Below are 20,544 nucleotides of genomic sequence, written 5' to 3'. Positions count from 1 at the left end.
TCACTTACGAAGGGTTATGGTGGAAACCCCCCCTCGGGCCGGTCCGTCTCCCCCCACGGACCGGCCCGTTTTTTGCTCGCTCAAGGGGCGAAGCCTCTGAGTGTCGGCGACCGTCCCCACCCAAGGGGCGCGGGGAACTGCGCGACCAGCCCCCATTCACCCGCAGCCGCCGACGGCCGCCGGACACCCCCACCCAAGGCGCCCCCAACGCACCCGCACCCGTAAGCACGGCCCAAGCCCCGCAGGGGTACGCTTCGCCGGTAGGGGACCGCCATACGGACAGGAACCGCCCTCGCCTGCGCCGCGCGCAGCGCCCGCGCGCCTGTCCGATCCGTACGGAGGGGCTGACAATCACGTGAACCTGCGCGACAAGCTGCGCGGCCTGCTGGTCAGGCTGTACGCACGCCGGGTGGAGGGCCACCTGGACCACGCTCAGGTGCCCAAGCACATCGGCGTGATCATGGACGGCAACCGTCGCTGGGCGAAGGCGGCGGGCTCCTCCACCGTGCACGGGCACCGGGCCGGTGCCGAGAAGATCGAGGAGTTCCTCGGCTGGTGCAGTGAGACGGACGTCGAGGTCGTCACCCTCTGGCTGCTGTCGACGGACAACTTCGACCGGCCCCAGGACGAGCTCGGCCCCCTCCTCGGGATCATCGAGGACGTGGTCCGCACCCTCGCCGCCGACGGGCGCTGGCGCGTGCACCACGTGGGCACGCCCGACCTGCTGCCGTCCGGGATGCAGACCAGCCTCAAGGAGGCCGAGGAGGCCACCGCGCACATCGACGGGATACTGGTCAACGTCGCCATCGGCTACGGCGGCCGCCAGGAGATCGCCGACGCCGTGCGCTCGATGATCGTCGACGCCCACGACAAGGGCACCTCGATGGAGAACCTCGCCGAGTCCGTCAGCGTCGACCTGATCGGCAGCCACCTCTACACCGGCGACCAGCCGGACCCCGACCTCGTGATCCGCACCAGCGGCGAGCAGCGGTTGTCCGGTTTCATGCTGTGGCAGACGGCCCATTCCGAGTACTACTTCTGTGAAGTCTTCTGGCCGGCCTTCCGCAAGGTGGACTTCCTGCGCGCTCTGCGCGACTACGCGGCCCGTCACCGGCGCTACGGCGGCTGAGCGAACTCACCCCCACGGGACAGAAGTAACAAGGAGTTCACCAGCGCGCCGTCATATGCGTCGGCATGGCATCGCACGTTCGAGGGCATAAGGCAAGCAGGTCGACACCCGAACCACGGGTGTCGTATCTCAGCGGACGGCACGGGGCCGTCCGCCCGGGAGGCCCTTTGCACCAGCCCCACCGTGCGGTCACGGCACGGAAGAAGACGCGGGGGGCCGGTTTTCGGCCCGTGCAGAGCGGCCGACGACCGGTCCAGCTCCACTCCGTCGCTCCCCGACCTCATCCGAGGGGGTACGTCCTTCCGTGGTGACCAGCACAAAGCGCCACAAGCCCGACCGGCGCACCTACGTTCTCGACACCAGCGTCCTGCTGGCCGACCCGAACGCCCTGAACCGCTTCGACGAGCACGAGGTCGTGCTCCCCATCGTCGTGGTGACGGAACTGGAGGCCAAGAGGCACCATCCCGAACTCGGCTACTTCGCCCGGCAGGCCCTGCGCCTGCTCGACGAGTTCCGGGTGAAGCATGGCCGTCTCGACGCCCCCATCCCGATCGGGGACCTCGGCGGGACCGTCCGTGTCGAGCTCAACCACTCGGACCCCAGCGTTCTGCCGACCGGCTACCGCCTGGGGGACAACGACTCCCGCATCCTCGCGGTCGCCCGCAATCTGCAGGCCGAGGGGTTCGACGTCACCGTCGTGTCGAAGGACCTGCCGCTCAGGATCAAGGCATCGTCCGTCGGTCTCCTCGCCGAGGAGTACCGCGCCGAACTCGCCATCACGGACTCCTCCGGCTGGACCGGAATGTCCGAACTGACCCTGCCGGGCGAACAGGTGGACATCCTCTTCGAGGAGGGGCACGTCTTCGTCCCCGAGGCCGCCGACATGCCCGTGCACACCGGTCTGACGATCCACTCCGAGCGCGGCAACGCGCTGGGCCGGATCACGCCCGAGGGCAACGTCAGGCTGGTGCGCGGCGACCGGGAGGCGTTCGGCATCAAGGGCCGCAGCGCCGAGCAGCGGATCGCGCTGGACCTGCTGCTCGACCCGGACGTCGGGATCGTGTCCATGGGCGGCCGGGCCGGCACCGGCAAGTCGGCGCTGGCACTGTGCGCCGGTCTGGAGGCGGTGCTGGAGCGCCGTCAGCACCAGAAGGTGATGGTCTTCCGGCCGCTGTACGCGGTGGGCGGGCAGGAGCTCGGCTATCTGCCCGGCAGCGAGGCCGAGAAGATGAGCCCCTGGGCGCAGGCGGTCTTCGACACGCTGTCGGCGGTCACCAGCCGCGAGGTCATCGAAGAGGTCACCGCGCGCGGAATGCTCGAGGTGCTTCCTCTCACCCACATCCGCGGACGCTCGCTGCACGACGCGTTCGTGATCGTGGACGAGGCGCAGTCACTGGAAAGGAATGTCCTGCTGACGGTTCTGTCCCGAATTGGAGCCAATTCACGGGTCGTTCTGACCCATGACGTGGCCCAGCGGGACAATCTGCGGGTCGGGCGCTACGACGGTGTCGTCGCCGTCGTGGAGAAGCTGAAGGGGCATCCGCTCTTCGCCCACGTCACGCTGACGCGGTCCGAGAGGTCCCAGATTGCCGCCCTTGTGACCGAAATGCTGGAGGACGGGCAGATCTGACCCAAGTGCTCAACTTGCGGTAGCTACTCGTTGGTTGGCGCCGTTCGGAAAGGCAGTGAGCCTATCCGGGCGGCGCCTCGGCGTGTGCGGCTTTCCGTAAAACCCCTGGGACAAACGAGGTGTGAGCTTTCACACGCAACACAGAATTGCCTTGCGGCGTCGGGGTGCGGCAGAGTCTCACTCCTGTCAGGCCCCGCATACGACACATCTGTACCCCCAGCGGTACGGCACCACAGCAACACCAAGCCAACTCCATAGCGTCGTCGTATGCCGCCCGAGTCTTCACGCGGCGCTCCTCTCAAAGGAGTTGCCCACCGGGTCCGAGCCTCCCGTGACCCCGCAGTTGGGAGGCCAGAGCCAGGGGCACGATTGCGTCCGCCAGGGTCACCGAAGCGGGCGATGCTGGAAGGAAACCGTGTGAGTCCGATTTCGGTCAGGGGATTCGCAGTGGCGTCGGCCACCGCGGTCACCGCTGTCGGAAGCGTCGTCGGCGTTGCCTCGGGCAGCACCGCGCAGAACAACGACGCCGAAGCGACGGCTGCCGATTCGACGCTCCTCGCGGACATACCCGCGGGCCAGCAGGCCCAGGTGCAGATCGAGTCCATGTCGGCGCAGGCCGACGTCCAGGCCATCGCCGCGGACGCGAGCGCCAAGAAGGGTGCTGAGGAAGCCGCCCGCAAGGCTGCCGCCCAGACCGCGATCGAGAAGAAGGAAGCCGCCGAGAAGGCAGAGAAGGCGGCGCAGGAAGCCAAGGAGCGCGAAGAGGCCGAGGCGAAGGCCTCCCGATCCTCCTCCGACTTCCCCGTACAGGGCTCGTACAGCATCGCGCAGATCCAGTCGATGGCGCGCCAGATGGTGCCGAGCGGCCAGTTCCAGTGCTTCAGCAACATCGTGGACCACGAGTCCGACTGGAACTACAAGGCCGTCAACCCCTCCTCGGGTGCCTACGGCCTCTTCCAGGCCCTGCCCGGTTCGAAGATGTCGTCCGTCGGCTCGGACTGGCAGACGAACCCGGCCACCCAGATCAAGTGGGGCCTCAACTACATGAACGACCGCTACGGCAGCCCCTGCGACGCCTGGTCCTTCTGGCAGGCCAACAACTGGTACTGAGCCGGCACCGCCGCAGCTCAACCTTCGCGCAGCCCCTCACCGTCTCTTGGTGAGGGGCTTTCGCGTTCCCCCGTGACATGCCATGTACGGTCGGACGCAGCGACTCCAGGGGGAGTGGTGAGGAGAGACGGGGGAAGAGGACGGATCATGTCGCGAGTGCCAGGGTGGCTCGGCCGGCTCGGCGCCGGACTGACCGAGATGAGTGAGCGGTTGGACGAGCGCCGCGCCGCGGTGGAGCGGGAGGACACCGAGCCCCGGCCCGAGCGGCGGTCCGCCACGGCCGTAGCGCTCGACCCGGCCGTCGAGGACGCCCCGCCGCGCTCCGACCACGTCCCACGGCCCCCCGACTACGCGCCCACCGCACCGCCGCCCCGGCCCGACCCGGCGCAGGTCGTGCCATGGGGCGTACGGGTCGCCGCGGAGGCCGGCTGGCGGCTGCTGGTGCTCGCCGGCACGGTCTGGGTGCTGATGCGGGTCATCAGCGCCGTACAACTCGTCGTGCTGGCCTTCGTCATCGCCCTGCTCCTCACCGCGCTGATGCAGCCCTCGGTGGTGTGGCTGACCCGGCGTGGCGTGCCGCGCGGGCTCGCCACCGCCCTGACCGCGATCCTCGGGTTCGTCGTCATCGGGCTGATGGGCTGGTTCGTGACCTGGCAGGTCATGGAGAACATCGACAATCTCTCCGACCAGGTCCAGGACGGTATCGACGAGCTGCGCAACTGGCTGCTCAACAGCCCCTTCCACGTCACCGACAAGCAGGTCAACGAGATCGCCGAGAACCTCCGGGAGGCGATCGGCGCCAACACCGACGAGATCACCTCGGCCGGGCTCGAAGGCGTCACGGTCGTCGTCGAGGCCCTCACCGGCATTCTGCTGGCCGCCTTCTCGACGCTCTTCCTGCTCTACGACGGCAAGCGCATCTGGCAGTGGACGCTGAAGCTGGTGCCCGCCGCGGCCCGCCCGGGTGTCGCCGGCGCCGGCCCGCGCGCGTGGGCGACGCTCACCGCGTATGTGCGCGGCACCGTCCTGGTCGCCCTGATCGACGCCGTCTTCATCGGCATCGGCATCTACTTCCTCGATGTGCCGATGGCCGTGCCGCTGGCCGTCTTCATCTTCCTGTTCTCCTTCATCCCGCTCGTCGGCGCGGTGGCCTCCGGCGCCCTGGCCGTGGTCGTGGCGCTGGTGACGCAGGGCGTCTTCACGGCGGTGATGACTCTCGCCGTGGTCCTGGCCGTCCAGCAGATCGAGGGCCACATCCTGCAGCCGTTCATCCTCGGCCGCGCGGTCCGCGTGCATCCGCTGGCGGTCGTGCTGTCGGTGGCGGCCGGCGGCATGGTCGCGGGGATCGGCGGCGCGGTGGTGGCCGTACCGCTGGTGGCCGTGTCGAACACGATCGTGGGGTATCTGCGGCGGTATTCGCAGGAGGCGATGCCGACGAGCACCGGTGGGCAGGAACCGGCCCGTCCGGCGATCGAGGACGAGGCCGTTCAAGCCGAAGGGGGATCCGGGGGCGCGGCCCCCGGGGACGGCGGCCACGACAACGCACTGGACCCCGCCCACGAAAGGTGAGCGGGGTCCGCGGAGCAATCGCGCCTACTCGACGTCGGCCAGCACAGCCTCGGCGTCCAGGGTGGCACCCACGGCCTGGATGACGGAAGCGATCTTGAACGCCTCCTGAACCGTCTCGCGGTCCACGCCCGCCTTGCGCAGCACCTGCTCGTGCGAGTCGAGGCACAGGCCGCAGCCGTTGATGGCGGACACGGCGAACGACCACAGCTCGAAGTCGACCTTGTCGACACCGGGGTTGCCGATGACGTTCATCCGCAGCCCCGCGCGCAGGGTGCCGTACTCGTGGTCGGACAGCAGATGCCGGGTCCGGTAGAAGACGTTGTTCATCGCCATCACCGCGGCCGCGGACTTCGCCGCGGTGTAGGCCTCCGGCGAGAGGTTCGCCTTGGCCTCCGGCGCCAGTTCGCGCAGCACGATCGGGGAGCGCGAGGCGATCGCCGTCGCGAGCACCGTGCCCCACAGCTGCTGCGCCGGGAGGTCCGAATTGCCGATGACCGAGCCCAGGTTGAGCTTCAGGTCCTTGGCGTAGTCCGGTATGCGGGACTTGAGGGAGTCGAGGGCCATGGGGGTCACTCTCCCGCGAGCAGCTTGACCGGGTCCAGGGTGTCCTCGCCCTTGCTCCAGTTGCACGGGCACAGCTCGTCGGTCTGGAGGGCGTCCAGGACCCGCAGGACCTCCTTGGGGTTACGGCCGACGGAGCCGGCGGTCACCATGGAGAACTGGATCTCGTTGTTCTGGTCGACGATGAAGACGGCGCGCTTGGCGAAGCCGTCCTCGCCCTCGATGCCGAGGTCGCGCATCAGCTCGTGCTTGGAGTCGGCCATCATGGGGAACGGCAGGTCGCGCAGGTCGTCGTGGTCCTTGCGCCAGGCGTGGTGGACGAACTCCGAGTCACCGGAGAAGCCCAGGACCTGGGCGTCGCGGTCGGCGAACTCCTCGTTCAGCTTGCCGAAAGCCGCGATCTCGGTCGGGCAGACGAACGTGAAGTCCTTCGGCCACGCGAAGACGATCTTCCACTTGCCCTCGTAGGTCTTGTGGTTGATCGTCTCGAACTCCGAGCCCTTCTCCAGCGAGACGCAGGCGGTCAGTTCGAACTCGGGGAACTTGTCACCGACAGTGAGCACACGCTCTCCTTGCAGCGAGGAGACACCCGTTCGGTACAGGGGTCTCCCATGGGGTTGGACCTTACCGATCCTGGCACAACGTGCATTGATACGGGAAATAGCTACACTCGGTCGGGTTGATCGAAGGTGCCTATCGATGGCCGTGGGTAAGGGATGACGGGGAGCAGGACATGACCGTGGGCAAGAGGCGCCAGCCGAGCCTCGCCCAGCTGCGGGCGTTCGCCGCCGTCGCCGAGCACCTCCACTTCCGGGACGCCGCGGCCGCGATCGGGATGAGCCAGCCCGCGCTCTCGGGTGCCGTGTCCGCGCTGGAGGAGACCCTCGGGGTCACGCTCCTGGAGCGTACGACCCGCAAGGTGCTGCTCTCACCGGCCGGCGAGCGGCTCGCCGTGCGGGCCAAGGCGGTGCTGGTGGAGGTCGGGGCGCTGATGGAGGAGGCGGAGGCGGTCCGGGCGCCGTTCACCGGTGCGCTCCGCCTCGGTGTGATCCCCACCGTGGCGCCGTACCTGCTGCCGACGGTGCTGCGGCTCGTCCACGAGCGGTATCCGCACCTCGACCTCCAGGTGCACGAGGAGCAGACCGCAAGCCTGGTCGACGGCCTCACCACCGGCCGTTTGGACCTGCTCCTGCTCGCCGTCCCGCTCGGGGTGCCCGGTGTTGCCGAACTCCCGCTCTTCGACGAGGACTTCGCGCTCGTCACCCCGCTCGACCACTGGCTCGGCGGCCGGGAGGGGATTCCCCGGGAGGCGCTGCGCGAGCTGAACCTGCTGCTGCTCGACGAGGGCCACTGCCTGCGCGACCAGGCCCTCGACATCTGCCGGGAGGCGGGCCGTGAGGACGCACCGGTGACCACGACCGCGGCCGGGCTGTCCACGCTGGTCCAGCTGGTTGCCGGCGGAATGGGCGTGACCCTGCTGCCGCGCACCGCCCTCAAGCTGGAGACGACCCGCAGCAGCCAACTCCTCACCGGCTACTTCGCCGACCCGGCCCCCACCCGCCGCGTCGCCCTCGCCATGCGAACGGGAGCGGCACGCGCGGCGGAGTACGAGGAACTGGCGTCGGCACTGCGGGATGCGTTGCGGCCGTTGCCGGTGCGGGTGTTGGGGGCCGGAGGCGGCTGACTTCCCGGGCGCGGGTGCCCACTCGGTGTGCGGGCTCGCGGGCCCGCGTCGGGTGCGGCGCTGTGGGGAGCCGAGGAGGGTCATCGCGGGCGATGTGGGGGCGGCGGTCGTGCCGGGGTGCTCCGGCACGCGGCTCGCGCAGCCTGCGGTCGGGGGCGGGCCTGATCCGTGCGAGGTGCTGTGACCGTTGCGCGTACGGCTTTGGGGGCCGGGTTCTGAGACCCGGCCCCCTTGATCACCTCGTTGACACCCCGTTGATCACTCCGTGCGCAGGCCGTCCGGGCGCATCAGTCGCAGCAGCGGAGGCAGGCTGAGGAGGGTCACCGCGAGGACGACTCCGGCGCCGATGCCCGTCATTGCCAGGACGCTCGCCCAGTCCACGGTCACCGAGGCCCCGGCCATCTTCAGCAGGACGGCCCCCAGCGTCAGCCCGACGGTCGACGCCAGCACCAGGCCCAGCGCGATGGGGATCGCCGTCTGCCAGAGCACCGACAGGCTGAGCGTGCGGCGCCGGGTGCCGAAGGCGACCAGGGACGACAGCAACTTCTTGCGCTCGCGCAGCTGCTCCAGCTGGGAGACCAGCAGGCTCGCGCCGATCAGCAGCAGGACGCAGGTGGCGCCGACGAACAGCCCGTTGCGGATGGAGCGGAACTCCAGGGACTCCCGGGTGGCGGCCATCGTGAACACGTCGGCCAGGGGGTCCATCCGCGCGGCGGTGTTGCGCGCGTAGTCCGCGGCGTCCGGCACCGACGAGTCCAGCGAGAGGAACACCCGCTGCACGAGGCCGGCCTCGGCCCCCTCGGGCAGCGCGCCCGGCGTGAGCAGCAGGCCGCCGCGCTCGTAGCCGGTCGGATCCTCGCGCGTCGCCGCCGTCTTGACGCCGCCCGGCACCTTCCACGCCACCGTGTGACTCGTCATCCCGCTGTAGCCGGGGTCGAAGTACAGGGTGCCGCCCGCCTTGACGAGTTTCTCCGAGCCGTCGTCGTACTCGCCGCCGACGATCCGGAAGATGTCCCCGTCCCGGCAGGACTTCAGACGCGCCACCTCGCGCAGCTCGGCGCAGCTGCCGACGGCCGCCTCGAGCGAGTTTTCCGGTTCCTTCGCCGTCGAGCCGAGCGTGCCCAGCGAGAGGGCCGACGCCCGGCGCACGCCCTCGGTCTCCCCCAACTGCCGGGCGACGTCGTTCAGCGGGACGTCGCCGTGCACGGAGATCGTCATCTGGGCGCGGTTCAGGTCGTTGTCCGTCTGCTTGCTGTAGTCGCCCTCGACCCCGGAGAACAGCATCTGCAGCGCGATCGCCCCGGCCACCGCGACCGCGATGCCGTTGACCATGCGGGCGGCCGAGCCACTGCTCAACTGCAGCCTGCGGATCGCCAGTTGCCAGGAGACCGACCCGGAGTTCAGCCGGGCCACCACGGCCTCGACCAGCCAGGGCAGCAGTGTGGTGACGCCGACCAGCAGCAGCACGGTGCCGCCGATGACCATCCACTCGTTGAAGTTCCCGTTGTCGTTGCCCTGCCCCACCATCGGGTAGAGCAGCGCGAGACCGCCCACCGGCAGCAGCAGCCGCCACCACAGCCGACGGCGCGGGGGCTTCGTCGTACGGACCACACCGAGCGGCTCGATGACGACCCCGCGCAGCGCGAACAGCGTCACCAGGACCGCCGCGGCCGGTACGGCGACGGCGACCAGCAGGGCGAGCGCGATCGACGGGTTGAGGTCGCTCGGGAACACACTGATGTCCCGCACCTTCAGCAGGGTCGCCAGGTGACGCCCCGCCAGGAAGAAGCCGGTGCCGAGGACGAGACCGAGCAACGCTCCGGCGAGCGCCTCGCCGCCCGCGACCCGGCGCGCCATCCGCCCGTCCGCGCCGACCAGCCTCAGCGCCGCGAGCCGACGGTCGCGGCGCTCGCCGCCGAAGCGTACGGCCGCCGCGATGAAGACGCCGACGGGCAGCAGCAGCACCACGAAGATGATCATAATGAGCAGGATCAGGATCGGGTCCAGCGGGTCGTCCGCCATCTTGGAGGAGGGGCCGAAGTAGTCGATCCGCTCGACGGTGCCTCCGGACAGCTGGTTCTCGAGCCCCGCCCCGCCCGCGTAGTAGGCGAGTTCGGTGGGCCCGATCAGGCCGGGCTGGTCGATGGTGCCGGTGACCCGGTAGGGGATGCGTTCGCGCAGCAGCTTGCCGGAGTCGGAGTTCAGCAGCTTCTGCAGCGCGGGCGAGGCGATCATCTCGCCCTTCGCGGGAAACTTGTCCACGCCCGGCGGCAGCGGCGCCAGCGCCCCCTCGGGCTCCAGGAGCCGGCCCCGTACGTCGTCACCGCGGTACTCCGTGCCGACGTTGGCGATGATCAGCGTGTCAACCGCCTTCGGCAGCACCGTCCCGCTGTACGTGAAGTCGTCCCGGGCGCTCCCGCGGCGGTCACGCTCGGACAGCGCGCTCGGGATCGCGGTCGTCAGCAGCAGCAACGCCACCCCGAGCCCCACGCCGACGGCCGTCAGCAGGGCCCGGACCCATCCCTCGCGTCCGCCGGCGAAGGCGAACCGCACGCCCATGCCCAGATCCTTGGCCCACTGGGACGCGGCACTCATACGACGCGCTCCATGTCCCGGGACTTGCCGTCCCGTACGACGATCTCGCGGTCGGAGTAGGCGGCGACGCGCGCCTCGTGCGTGACGAGGACGACGGCGGCGTTGGTCGAGCGGGCGGCGTCCGTCAGCAGCTCCATCACGCGCTCGCCGTTGAGGGAGTCGAGCGCGCCGGTCGGCTCGTCGGCGAACAGCACGCGCGGTTTGGTGACCAGGGCCCGGGCGACGGCGACGCGCTGCCCCTGACCGCCGGAGACCTCACCGGGCCGCTTCTTGCCCAGGTCGTCGACCTCCAGCCGCTCCATCCAGGTCAGTGCCGCCTTCTCGGCCTCCTTGCGGGAGATTCCGTTCAGCCGCAGCGGAAGGGCGACGTTCTCGACACAGGTCAGCTCCGGCACCAACTGCCCGAACTGGAAGACGAACCCGAACTCCGAGCGCCGCAGGGCGCTGCGCTGGGCGTCGCCCATGGTGGCCAGTTCGCGGCCGTTGTACGTGATGGACCCCGAGTCGGGCGGCACGATCCCGGCGAGACAGTGCAGCAACGTCGACTTGCCGGAGCCGGACGGCCCCATGACGGCGACGACCTCGCCGGGGTGGATCGAGAACTCGGCCCCGTCGAGCGCGAGGGTCGGGCCGTAGGCCTTGCGCAGCTCCTGGGCCGCGAGCAGGGAACCGGGAGGAGGGGTCACTTGGTCACCACCTCGGCCAGCTTGTCGAGACGCGCGGCGGTGAGTTCCAGCCAGCGCAGGTCGGCCTCGAGGTGGAACAGGGCGTGGTCGCAGATCAGCTGATCGGCGAGGTCCCCCTTGCGCTTGCGGTCGGTGAGGATCCGCATCATCCGCAGGTGCTCGGCGCGCTGGGTGTCGAGGATGTCGGCCGCGTTGCGCCGGGTGAGCAGTGCGAGGACGACCTTGGTGTAGAGCGTCGACTGGAGGTACGGCTCCGGCTTCTCGGGCGTCGCGAGCCACGTCTGTACGTCGGTGATCCCGGCGTCCGTGATGGCGTACCGCTTGCGCTCGGGCCCGCCGCCGGGCTCGATCCCGTCGACCTCGACGAGGCCGTTCTTCAGCAGCCGGGACATCGTCGAGTAGACCTGGCCGTAGTGCAGCGGCCGGTCGTGACCGAACTTCTCGTCGAAGGCCCGCTTCAGGTCGTAGCCGTGACACGGGCCGGACTCCAGGAGCCCCAGGAGGGTGTGACCGATGGACATGACCAGGACACTACATGGGGTGTATACGCCCTATGTATACGCGGAGTGTGTAGATCATGGCGGGGGGTGTGAAGGTGCAGGTGGGACGCGATTGTCACGGTTCTGCTACATGGCGATGGCAGGGGGGAGACCCCATGGGCCCGCGCCCGTCCGGCCCGGTCGGAGTGCACGGACGGGACGGGCTTGGCCGCATCCGGCCCGGCCGGCGTGCACGGGCGAGACCGGCTCGGCCACATCCAGCCCGTCCGGCGTTTGAGGACGAGGCCGTTCAGGCCGACGGGGGCCTGGGGGCGGAGCCCCCGGGGGGCCGGCCCCGACGGGGAAGAGGCCCCGTGTCCCGCGGAAGCCGGCCCGCGTCGGCCAATGCCTTCCGCAGCAGAAACTCGATCTGCGCGTTGGCCGAGCGCAGCTCGTCCCCCGCCCACCGCGCCAGCGCCTCGTACACGGACGGATCCAACCGCAGCAGCACCTGCTTGCGCTGCTGCGGCCGACGCTGAGGGGCCGAGCCCTCGGAGGGAACCGTCACTGGTAGAGCGTCCCGGTGTTGAGGACCGGCTGCGGGGACCTGTCGCCGCACAGCACCACCATCAGGTTGGACACCATCGCCGCCTTCCGCTCGTCGTCCAGCTCCACGATGTCCCGCTCGGAGATCCGCGCGAGCGCCGCCTCGACCATGCCGACCGCCCCGTCGACGATCTGCCGCCGCGCCGCGACCACCGCACCGGCCTGCTGCCGCTGGAGCATCGCGGAGGCGATCTCGGGAGCGTATGCGAGATGCGTGAAGCGCGACTCGATGATCTGCACCCCGGCCGCCTCCACGCGCGCGTGCAGTTCGGCGGCGAGCTTCTCGGTGATCTCCTCGGCGTTCCCGCGCAGGGAGAGGCCGCCCTCGTCATGGGCGTCGTACGGGTACTCGATGGCGATGTGCCGCACCGCCGCCTCGGTCTGGGTGGAGACGAACTCCAGGAAGTCGTCGACCTCGAACGTGGCCTGCGCGGTGTCCTCGACCTTCCACACCACGACCGCGGCGAGCTCGATCGGGTTTCCGTAGGCGTCGTTGACCTTGAGGACGGCCGTCTCGTGGTTGCGGACCCGGGTCGAGATCTTCGTGCGGGAGGTGAAGGGGTTCACCCAGCGCAGCCCGTCCTCCCGGATCGTCCCGCGGTACCGCCCGAAGAGCTGGACGACCCGCGCCTCGCCCGGCGCGACCATGTTGAGCCCGCACATCGCGAGGACCGCGGCGATCGCGACCAGGACTCCGGCGATGATCAGCGCCGCCTTGGCGCCGCCTCCGGACACCGCCGCGGTGCTGACGATCAACCCCGCGCCGGCCAGCAGCCCGACGAGACCCAGCAGCAGGGCGAGCCCGCCGCCGATGCTGTGCGCCGTGAACTCACGTACGCGTGGGGCGGGCATCTCGGGCACGTCGGCGGTGACGGGTGTGGTGTCGGTGGGCATGGGTGATTCCCCCGTTTCGTTCGCATTCATCCATGAAGCCTCGAGGGCTTCGTCTAGCTTCGAACTAGCTAAGTGATATCACTTTACCCCGCGCGAGCAACCCTATGCATCCCTGAGCCGTCGGTTCCGGTGGGACAGGTGCTGATTGTCACGTCCGCAAAAGACCGGATCGACAGCTCTTTGTCACAACTTCCGGTGTTAGCTTTCTGAGCTGACCTGAGCGGCGAACCTGTGTGGCAGGAGTGCACACAAGAGCGAAGCGGAGCGGAACACACCCATGGGACGAGCGGAAGACAGACGAGCGCGTCAGCAAAGCGGGCGCCGCGCCGCGCCCCGGCGCCCGTCCGGGATGCCCTCGGCCCCTGTGGGAGGCGAGTCGGCCACCGTGGTGGGCCCGCCGGCCGTCCAGGGCGGCCGGGCCGCGGCCCGCCGGGCGGCCAAGAGCGCCGGCAAGGGCGGCCCGGGTGGTGGCAAGGGCCGAATACGCCGGCTCTTCACCTGGAAGAAGATCCTCGGCACCTTCCTCGGCGCGTGCCTGCTCGGCATCGGCGCCTTCATCGCGCTCTATCTGGCCGTCGACATCCCCAAGGACAACGCGGCCGCCCAGGCCGCCCAGCGCCAGAGCAACGTCTACAAGTACAGCGACGGCAGCACCCTGGCCCGCGACGGCGAGGTCAACCGCGAGATCGTGGACCTGGCCAAGGTGCCGAAGAAGGTCCAGCGCGCCTTCGTCGCAGCGGAGAACAAGTCCTTCTACAAGGACAACGGCATCGACCTCAAGGGCACGGCCCGCGGTCTGCTGAACACCGTGATGGGCAAGGGCGCGCAGGGTGGTTCGACGATCACCCAGCAGTACGTCAAGAACTACTACCTCAGCCAGGAACAGACGGTCAGCCGCAAGCTCAAGGAGATGGTCATCTCCCTGAAGGTCGACCGCCAGCTGACCAAGGACGAGATCCTCGCCGGCTACATCAACACCAGCTACTACGGCCGCGGCGCCTACGGCATCCAGGCCGCCGCCCAGGCCTACTACCGCGTCGACGCCGAGAAGCTCAGCCCCGCACAGGGCGCGTACCTCGCCGCGTTGCTCCAGGCGCCGAGTCAGTACGACTGGTCGGCCGCGTCCGAAACCGGCAAGAAGCTGGTCACGGCCCGCTGGGACTACGTCCTGGACAACATGGTCGAGGAGGGCTGGCTCGAGCAGTCCGAGCGGCAGGGCATGACGTTCGAGGAGCCGAAGGAGCCGAAGCCCACCGCCGGCCGTGAGGGCCAGAAGGGCTATCTGATCGAGCTCGCCAACCAGCAGTTGGTGAGCCGGCTGATGAAGCAGGAGGGCATCACCCGCTCCCAGGCCGAGGCCGAGGTCGTCGACCAGGGCTGGACCATCACCCTGAACATCGACAAGAAGAAGCAGGCCGAGCTGGAGAAGGCCGCCAAGGCGCAGCTGACGAGCAAGCTGGACCCGAAGAAGCGCAAGGTCGACGGGAACGTCCAGGCCGGCGCGGTCTCCGTCGACCCCAAGACGGGGAAGGTCGTCGCCCTGTACGGCGGCGTCGACTACTTCAAGCACTACACCAGCAACGCCACCCGCACCGACTACCAGCCCGCCTCGACGTTCAAGCCGGTGATCCTGGCGGCCGCCCTGGAGGAGAGCGCCGAGACCCAGGACGGCGACCCGATCACCGCGAACACGATCTACGACGGCACCAGCAAGCGGCCGGTCGTCAAGGGCGGCAGCAAGGTCGGCTTCGCGCCCGAGAACGAGGACGACCAGGACTACGGCGACGTCACCGTCCAGACGGCGATGAACAAGTCCGTCAACTCCGTCTTCGCGCAGATGGGCGTCGACGTCGGCATGGAGAACGTCATGGACGTGGCCGGCAAGCTCGGCATGGACACCACCAACGAGCAGGCCGTGCCCGCCCAGACCCTGGGCACCATGGGCGCGAGCCCGCTGCAGATGGCCGGGGTCTACGCCACCCTCGACAACCACGGCAAGAAGGTCACGCCGAGCATTCTCAAGTCGGCCGAGCACAACAGCCGCGCGGTCGAGCTCCCGGACCCGATCGGCGAGCAGGTCATCAGCCCACAGGCCGCCGACACGGTGACCTCGGTGCTGACGGGCGTGGTCGACGACGGTACGGCCCGCACGTCCGTGGCGAACAACCCCAAGCGCGACGGCCAGAAGGTCGCCGGCAAGACCGGTACGTCCGACGACAACAAGTCGGCCTGGTTCACCGGTTACACGCCCGACCTGGTCACCTCGGTGGGCCTGTTCGGCGAGGACGCCAAGACCCACGCCCAGACCAAGATGTACGGCGCGGGCGGCGAGGACCGCGTCAATGGCGGTGGGTTCCCCGCGCAGGTCTGGGCGGCGTACATGTTCGGCGTGACGGACACGGACGCGAGGTTCGACCTCGACACCGACCAGGGCGCGGCCGTCCAGCCGACCTGGACCCCGACTCCGACCGAGGAGCCGACGACCGAGGAGCCGACGGACGAGCCGACGACGCAGGAGCCGACGGACGAGCCGACGACGCAGGAGCCGACGGACGAGCCGACGACGCAGGAGCCGACGGACGAGCCGACGACGGACGAGCCGACGGACGAGCCCACGGACGAGCCGACGGGCGACATCACCCTGGACCCGGCCAGACCCAACGACGATCGGTAGTGCAGCGCCCCGAAAGGGGCGCGGGGCTGCGTTTGACATGCGGTTCCGCCGCGCGGGCGCGACAAGCCACGACGAACCCGCAGGCGGGACCGCGCGGTCCCGCCTGCGGCGGCTAGCCGCGATTCAACTCGAACCACACGACCTTGCCGGTACTCAACCGGGTCGCGCCCCAGCGCCGGGCCAGCCGATTGACCAGGTAGAGCCCCCGGCCGCCTTCGTCCGTGGCCCGGGCCTGCCGCAGCCGTGGCAACTGCGGCACGTCGTCCCCGACCTCGCAGCGCAGCACATCGGTCCGCAGCAGGCGCAAGGTCACCGGCCGAGAGGCATAGCGCACCGCGTTGGTCACGACCTCGCTGACCAACAGCTCGACCGAGTCGGTGAGTTCCTCCATGCCCCAGCGCGCGAGGGCGCGGCGGGCCAGGCGCCGGGCGCGCCCGGGGGCGGCGTCCTCCGGCTCCAGGAACCAGTACGCCACGTCGCTGGGTGCGATCCCGTCGAAGCGGGCGGCGAGCAGTGCGATGTCGTCGTCGCGGTCGCCCGGGCCGAGCATGTCGAGGACCTCGTCGCACAGGGCCTCGAGGGGCGGCGGATGGTCGGGCCCGGTGAGCTGCGCGGTCGCGGCGAGCTTCTCGCGCAGCTGCTCTATGCCGGTCCACACGTCACGCAGGCGGGACTCGACCAGGCCGTCGGTGTAGAGGAGCAGGGTCGCTCCGGCCGGTGCGTCCAGTTCCACGGCCTCGAAGTCGACACCGCCGACGCCGATCGGGGCGCCCGCCGGCACCCGCAGCACCTCCGCGCGGCCGCCCAGGTGCAGCAGTACGGGCGGCGGATGGCCCGCGTTGGCGATGGTGATGCGGTGCGATACCGGGTCGTAGACGGCGTACAGGCACGTCGCCATGCGGTCGGTGCCCAGCCGCTGGGCCTGCTCGTCGAGGTGGTGCAGGACCTCCTGCGGGGGCAGGTCGAGACCGGCGAGGGTCTGGGCCGTGGTCCGCAGCTGGCCCATGATCGCGGCCGAGGTCATGGAGTGGCCCATGACGTCACCGACCACGAGGGCGACGCGGCTGCCGGGCAGCGGGATCGCGTCGTACCAGTCGCCGCCCACCCGGGCCGTCTCGGCCGCCGGGAGGTAGCGGGACGCCAGCCGTACGCCGGTCGGGCGGGGGAGCGTCTCGGGCAGCATGGTGCGCTGGAGCTCGTCGGCGATGTACGCCTCACGGCCGTACAGCACCGCCTTGTCGATGCCGAGCGCGCTGTGCGTGGCGAGCTGGGCGGCGACGAGGAGGTCGTCGGGCTCGAAGGCGAGGCGCTCCGGGCGGCGCAGGAACACCGCGGCGCCGATGACACGGCGCCGGCCGCGCAGCGGGGCGAGGATCGCGCGCTGACCGTCGGGGATGATCAACTCGCCGTCGTCGCCGAGCAGTTCGGGCAGGGCGGCGCGGGCGGCGGGCGCGTCGGCGAAGACGGGACGCACACCGCGCAGCACCTCGGCGAGCGCGCCGCCGGGTCGCACCTCGCACAGTTCGGCGGTGAGGGCGGACAGTTCCGACAGCTCGGTCGGCTCCGGCTGCTGCGCCCCCGAGGGCAGGAAGCTGCCTTCGGTGTCCCGCTCCTCCGGGATCCGGTCGGTGCGGCGCAACCGCAGCACGACGGGCCCCGTGGGCCGCTCGTCGCCGACCGGCAGCGGGTCGCGCAGATAGACCAGGATCGCGTCGGAGAAGGTCGGCACGGTCGCCCGGCACAGCCCCATCACGATCTCGTCCAGGTCGATGCCGCGGGCGATCCGCCGGGTGGCGGCGCCCACGAAGCGCAGCCGGTCACCGTCCCGCCGCATGGGCGTGGGCCGGCCGGGCACCACGCCCTGTCCGGTGCGCCGTTCGGCGGACGACTTCGGCGGCTCGGCGCCGGGCTGTGGCGGAATGGCCTCCGGAACGGGCCGCGGCCGGTGCGTGTCGGGCTCGGCGGCGACGGAGGGCTGCGAGTGCTCGGGGCCGTTGCCGGCGATGTCTGAGGGCTCCTTGCTCGGGCCGGACGGTGCGGTGGTGCCCGGCGTGGAGGGGGTCTCTCCGGTGCGTGCCTGCGCGGGTAAGGGGGTGCCTGCGCCTGCGCCGCCGGCAGGGCTGTGCGACGGCGTGGAGGGCCCAGGCGTGGGGTGCGGTGTCGACTGTGTCGAGGTACGCACGAGCGCCCCGCGGGACTCCGCGGGGTCGACGCCCGTCTCGGGGCGTTCGAAGGAGGTCGGCTGCTCCGTCACGCCTTTCGAATCCATCCGTCCGGGGCTGCGCGCCGCGCGTGCAGTTCGTCCCGCCGAAACTCCGATACCCGCAATACGTGCCCCAGGAACGGAATTCCCGCGTGGCCAGGGGCGGTTCCTGTGCCGCCGGTGGGGCGTCTGCTCCCAGGACCGGCGTCGAAAGCCCCGCCGGCCCTGGCGGCGTTGCCCTGGTAACCCTCGCTCACGTCCTGCCGCCCCTCGGTGACGATCGGTCAAGCCCGGCGCGCACTCCGGTAGTTGCCGCCCAAGTGCGCCCTTGCGGAGGACGATCCTACGTTTGTTGCCCGGGGGCGCATCAAGGGTCTCATGAGGACATGTGCGCGGGCGTGCGATCCCAGTCCTCAGGCAAAGAAGGTACAGCCCAGGTGGGATCCGGGCGCCAGTGCTGCCAGTCGTCCGAGAACGGCGGTCCCCAGGCGCGGATCACCTCGACCGCGCCGCGCCCCGCTTCGCGCACCCGCGCGGCGAGCCGGTCGTCCACCAGTCCGTCCCGCTGGGCCTGCGCGAACTCGTCCTCGTCCCGCCAGTGCCAACTGCGGTCCGGGTGCACCGAGATGTCGAGGAAGTGGTCCTCGGAGTCCACCCCGCCCGCCCAACGGGCCAGCGGCTGCTCGAGGTTCACGTACCAGTTCTTGAACAGCCATCCCGGCTCCCAGAACAGCCACACCGACCACGGCTCGCCGGGCCGCGCGAGCTTCAGCACACCGGTCCCGAACCACCGGTCGCGCTGGACGGCGCGCGGCTTGGTGTACCGCGTCTCCAGGGGTTCCAGGTGCACGGCCGTCCCGTCGGCGAGCACGGGCTTCACACACTCGGTGCCCGGAGCCAGCCATACGGCGAGGATCTCGTCGTCGTCCCGTACGACGGTGACGGGACGCGCGATGTGGAAGCGCCGGCCCGCGTTCTCCCGGTACCGCCACAGGATCTGGGTCCCGGGCGCCCAGAAGCGGGTCGACCCACCTGCTTCCACTTCCGTCGTCACCGCTCCACCGTCTTCCATGGACAGATATTAGGTGCCGCAGGCATACGACGCTGCGGTGTCCGTCACGGTTCACACCGTCGTGCCCAACGGTTACGGCCGTGTCATCCGCAGGACATCGAGGGCCTCGTCCAACTCCTCGACGGTGAGGTCACCACGCTCCACGTACCCGCCCTCCACGACGACTTGGCGGATGGTCTTCCGCTCCGCGAGGGCCTTCTTGGCGACCCTCGCCGCCTCCTCGTACCCGATGTACTTGTTGAGCGGCGTGACGACGGAGGGTGACGACTCGGCGTACTCCAGGGCCCGTTCGCGGTGGGCGACGATGCCGTCGACGGTGCGGTCGGCCAGCAGCCGGGACGCGTTGGCGAGCAGGCGGATGGATTCCAGGACGTTCTTCGCGATGACCGGAAGCATCACGTTCAGCTCGAAATTGCCCGCGGCGCCGGCGGTGGCCACGGTGGCGTCGTTGCCGACGACCTGCGCGGCGACCATGAGGACGGCCTCCGGAATGACCGGATTGACCTTGCCGGGCATGATCGAGGACCCCGGCTGGAGGTCGGGGAGGCTGATCTCGGCAAGGCCGGTACGCGGCCCGGAGGACATCCACCGCAGATCATTGGCGATCTTGGTCAGTCCGACGGCGATGGTCCGCAGCTGCCCGCTGGTCTCGACGATCCCGTCGCGGGCGCCCTGTGCCTCGAAGTGGTCGCGCGCCTCGGTGAGCGGCAGCCCGGTGGCGCGGGCCACCTCCGCGATGACGGCGGCGGAGAACCCGGGGGGCGTGTTGATGCCGGTGCCCACGGCCGTGCCGCCGAGGGGGAGTTCGGCGAGCCGGGGGAGGGAGGCATGCAACCGCTCGACGCCGTACCGCACCTGGGCGGCGTAACCGCCGAACTCCTGCCCCAGCGTCACGGGCGTGGCGTCCATGAGGTGGGTCCGCCCCGACTTGACGACATCGGCGAACTCCTCGGCCTTGCGCTCCAGCGACCCGGCGAGGTGCTCCAGCGCCGGGATCAGGTCGCGGGTGACGGCGGCGGTGGCGGCGATGTGGATGGAGGAGGGGAAGACGTCGTTGGAGGACTGCGAGGCGTTGACGTGGTCGTTGGGATGCACGTCACGCCCGAGCCGCTCGGTGGCGAGGGTGGCGACGACCTCGTTGGTGTTCATGTTGGACGAGGTCCCGGAACCGGTCTGGAACACGTCGACCGGGAAGTGCTCGTCCCACCGCCCCTCGGCGACCTCCGCGGCGGCGTCCTGGACGGCCTCGGCGATGTCCTTGTCGAGCACGCCCAATTCGGCGTTCACCTTTGCGGCTGCGCCCTTGATCCTGGCCAGGGCCTCGATATGGGCCCGCTCGATGCGCTGCCCGGAGATGGGGAAGTTCTCGACGGCACGCTGGGTCTGGGCCCGCCACTTGGCGTCGGCGGGCACCCGGATCTCGCCCATGGAGTCGTGCTCGATGCGGTAGTCGCTCATGCCTGAGTAAGCGTGCGGGGCGGCGGGGTTGTTCCTGCGCGTGGCCCATCCGGGTTCCACCGAAGGGTTTCGCCCCCGCCGCCCCTACCCTTCCCGTCCTGGGGGGGGGGGGGGGGGGGGGGCCCCCCCCCCCCCCCCCCCCCCCCGGGCGCGGGCGGGGCGGACGCGCGACGGAAGAAAACCAACCACCCGGG

16 protein-coding genes are annotated in these 20,544 nt (G+C 70.2%); 6 read left to right on the top strand and 10 right to left on the bottom strand.

Going from position 1 to position 20,544, the window contains the following annotated elements:
* Positions 1-355: 355 nt before the first annotated feature.
* The 4 genes from ACWGDB_RS11280 to ACWGDB_RS11265 all read left to right on the top strand — a co-directional run bounded on the left by ACWGDB_RS11280 (position 356) and on the right by ACWGDB_RS11265 (position 5,438).
* The gene (locus ACWGDB_RS11280; protein WP_328879582.1) at positions 356-1,129 is read left to right on the top strand and encodes an isoprenyl transferase; all 774 of its coding nucleotides are present in this window, start codon (positions 356-358) and stop codon (positions 1,127-1,129) included.
* Positions 1,130-1,433: 304 nt separating this feature from the next.
* A complete protein-coding gene (locus ACWGDB_RS11275) occupies positions 1,434-2,759 on the top strand; it encodes a PhoH family protein (protein WP_369273146.1) in 1,326 nt (441 codons plus the stop codon).
* A gap of 417 nt (positions 2,760-3,176) precedes the next feature.
* Complete coding sequence (locus ACWGDB_RS11270) at positions 3,177-3,869, top strand: aggregation-promoting factor C-terminal-like domain-containing protein (RefSeq protein ID WP_369273147.1); 693 nt, start codon at positions 3,177-3,179, stop codon at positions 3,867-3,869.
* A 147-nt stretch (positions 3,870-4,016) separates the two neighbouring features.
* Complete coding sequence (locus tag ACWGDB_RS11265; RefSeq protein WP_453822199.1) at positions 4,017-5,438, top strand: AI-2E family transporter; 1,422 nt, start codon at positions 4,017-4,019, stop codon at positions 5,436-5,438.
* 24 nt (positions 5,439-5,462) lie between these two features.
* Here ACWGDB_RS11265 and ACWGDB_RS11260 read toward each other — a convergent pair whose 3' ends face one another.
* Both ACWGDB_RS11260 and ACWGDB_RS11255 read right to left on the bottom strand, forming a co-directional pair.
* Positions 5,463-6,002, bottom strand: coding sequence for an alkyl hydroperoxide reductase (locus ACWGDB_RS11260; protein ID WP_383603432.1), 540 nt, complete (start codon positions 6,000-6,002; stop codon positions 5,463-5,465).
* 5 nt (positions 6,003-6,007) lie between these two features.
* A complete protein-coding gene (locus ACWGDB_RS11255) occupies positions 6,008-6,562 on the bottom strand; it encodes a peroxiredoxin (RefSeq protein WP_370264283.1) in 555 nt (184 codons plus the stop codon).
* Between the two features lie 170 nt (positions 6,563-6,732).
* On the opposite strand from ACWGDB_RS11255, the gene ACWGDB_RS11250 reads away from it, so the two are divergent.
* Positions 6,733-7,683 carry a LysR substrate-binding domain-containing protein gene (locus ACWGDB_RS11250; RefSeq protein WP_453822198.1) on the top strand — a complete coding sequence of 317 codons (951 nt, stop codon included), beginning with the start codon at positions 6,733-6,735 and terminating at the stop codon, positions 7,681-7,683.
* A 258-nt stretch (positions 7,684-7,941) separates the two neighbouring features.
* Here ACWGDB_RS11250 and ACWGDB_RS11245 read toward each other — a convergent pair whose 3' ends face one another.
* The 5 genes from ACWGDB_RS11245 to ACWGDB_RS11225 form a co-directional block, all read right to left on the bottom strand.
* A complete protein-coding gene (locus tag ACWGDB_RS11245; RefSeq protein ID WP_453822197.1) occupies positions 7,942-10,278 on the bottom strand; it encodes an ABC transporter permease in 2,337 nt (778 codons plus the stop codon).
* Entirely contained in the window at positions 10,275-10,964 is a 690-nt protein-coding gene (locus tag ACWGDB_RS11240) for an ABC transporter ATP-binding protein (RefSeq protein WP_453822196.1), read from the bottom strand. Before ACWGDB_RS11240 ends, ACWGDB_RS11245 begins: the two co-directional genes overlap by 4 nt.
* Complete coding sequence (locus ACWGDB_RS11235) at positions 10,961-11,485, bottom strand: PadR family transcriptional regulator (RefSeq protein WP_453822195.1); 525 nt, start codon at positions 11,483-11,485, stop codon at positions 10,961-10,963. The genes ACWGDB_RS11240 and ACWGDB_RS11235 overlap by 4 nt, the downstream gene beginning before the upstream one ends.
* A gap of 268 nt (positions 11,486-11,753) precedes the next feature.
* On the bottom strand, positions 11,754-12,011 hold the full coding sequence (locus ACWGDB_RS11230; protein ID WP_328879572.1) for a hypothetical protein: 258 nt from the start codon (positions 12,009-12,011) through the stop codon (positions 11,754-11,756).
* A complete protein-coding gene (locus ACWGDB_RS11225) occupies positions 12,008-12,943 on the bottom strand; it encodes an SPFH domain-containing protein (protein ID WP_453822194.1) in 936 nt (311 codons plus the stop codon). Before ACWGDB_RS11225 ends, ACWGDB_RS11230 begins: the two co-directional genes overlap by 4 nt.
* A 277-nt stretch (positions 12,944-13,220) precedes the next feature.
* Between ACWGDB_RS11225 and ACWGDB_RS11220 the strand changes: the two genes are divergently transcribed.
* Positions 13,221-15,617 carry a transglycosylase domain-containing protein gene (locus ACWGDB_RS11220; RefSeq protein ID WP_453822193.1) on the top strand — a complete coding sequence of 799 codons (2,397 nt, stop codon included), beginning with the start codon at positions 13,221-13,223 and terminating at the stop codon, positions 15,615-15,617.
* 112 nt (positions 15,618-15,729) lie between these two features.
* Here ACWGDB_RS11220 and ACWGDB_RS11215 read toward each other — a convergent pair whose 3' ends face one another.
* The 3 genes from ACWGDB_RS11215 to ACWGDB_RS11205 form a co-directional block, all read right to left on the bottom strand.
* Positions 15,730-17,886: a SpoIIE family protein phosphatase gene (locus tag ACWGDB_RS11215; protein WP_453822192.1), complete on the bottom strand. Its 2,157-nt coding sequence runs from the start codon at positions 17,884-17,886 to the stop codon at positions 15,730-15,732.
* A 310-nt stretch (positions 17,887-18,196) separates the two neighbouring features.
* The gene (gene fomD / locus ACWGDB_RS11210) at positions 18,197-18,892 is read right to left on the bottom strand and encodes a cytidylyl-2-hydroxypropylphosphonate hydrolase (protein ID WP_453822191.1); all 696 of its coding nucleotides are present in this window, start codon (positions 18,890-18,892) and stop codon (positions 18,197-18,199) included.
* A 72-nt stretch (positions 18,893-18,964) separates the two neighbouring features.
* A complete protein-coding gene (locus tag ACWGDB_RS11205; RefSeq protein ID WP_453822190.1) occupies positions 18,965-20,350 on the bottom strand; it encodes a class II fumarate hydratase in 1,386 nt (461 codons plus the stop codon).
* Positions 20,351-20,544: the final 194 nt, after the last annotated feature.

Source organism: Streptomyces sp. NPDC055013 (assembly GCF_053608645.1).
The sequence above is the reverse complement of the archived record's forward strand: the minus strand, read 5'-3'. Positions and strand labels throughout refer to the sequence as shown.

Coding starts and splice junctions, on each gene's coding strand:
- ACWGDB_RS11205 (WP_453822190.1), bottom strand. CDS start 20,350: ATGAGCGACTACCGCATCGAGCACGACTCCATGGGCGAGATCCGGGTG.
- ACWGDB_RS11220 (WP_453822193.1), top strand. CDS start 13,221: ATGGGACGAGCGGAAGACAGACGAGCGCGTCAGCAAAGCGGGCGCCGC.
- ACWGDB_RS11225 (WP_453822194.1), bottom strand. CDS start 12,943: ATGCCCACCGACACCACACCCGTCACCGCCGACGTGCCCGAGATGCCC.
- fomD (WP_453822191.1), bottom strand. CDS start 18,892: ATGGAAGACGGTGGAGCGGTGACGACGGAAGTGGAAGCAGGTGGGTCG.
- ACWGDB_RS11245 (WP_453822197.1), bottom strand. CDS start 10,278: ATGAGTGCCGCGTCCCAGTGGGCCAAGGATCTGGGCATGGGCGTGCGG.
- ACWGDB_RS11250 (WP_453822198.1), top strand. CDS start 6,733: ATGACCGTGGGCAAGAGGCGCCAGCCGAGCCTCGCCCAGCTGCGGGCG.
- ACWGDB_RS11260 (WP_383603432.1), bottom strand. CDS start 6,002: ATGGCCCTCGACTCCCTCAAGTCCCGCATACCGGACTACGCCAAGGAC.
- ACWGDB_RS11215 (WP_453822192.1), bottom strand. CDS start 17,886: ATGGATTCGAAAGGCGTGACGGAGCAGCCGACCTCCTTCGAACGCCCC.
- ACWGDB_RS11235 (WP_453822195.1), bottom strand. CDS start 11,485: ATGTCCATCGGTCACACCCTCCTGGGGCTCCTGGAGTCCGGCCCGTGT.
- ACWGDB_RS11265 (WP_453822199.1), top strand. CDS start 4,017: ATGTCGCGAGTGCCAGGGTGGCTCGGCCGGCTCGGCGCCGGACTGACC.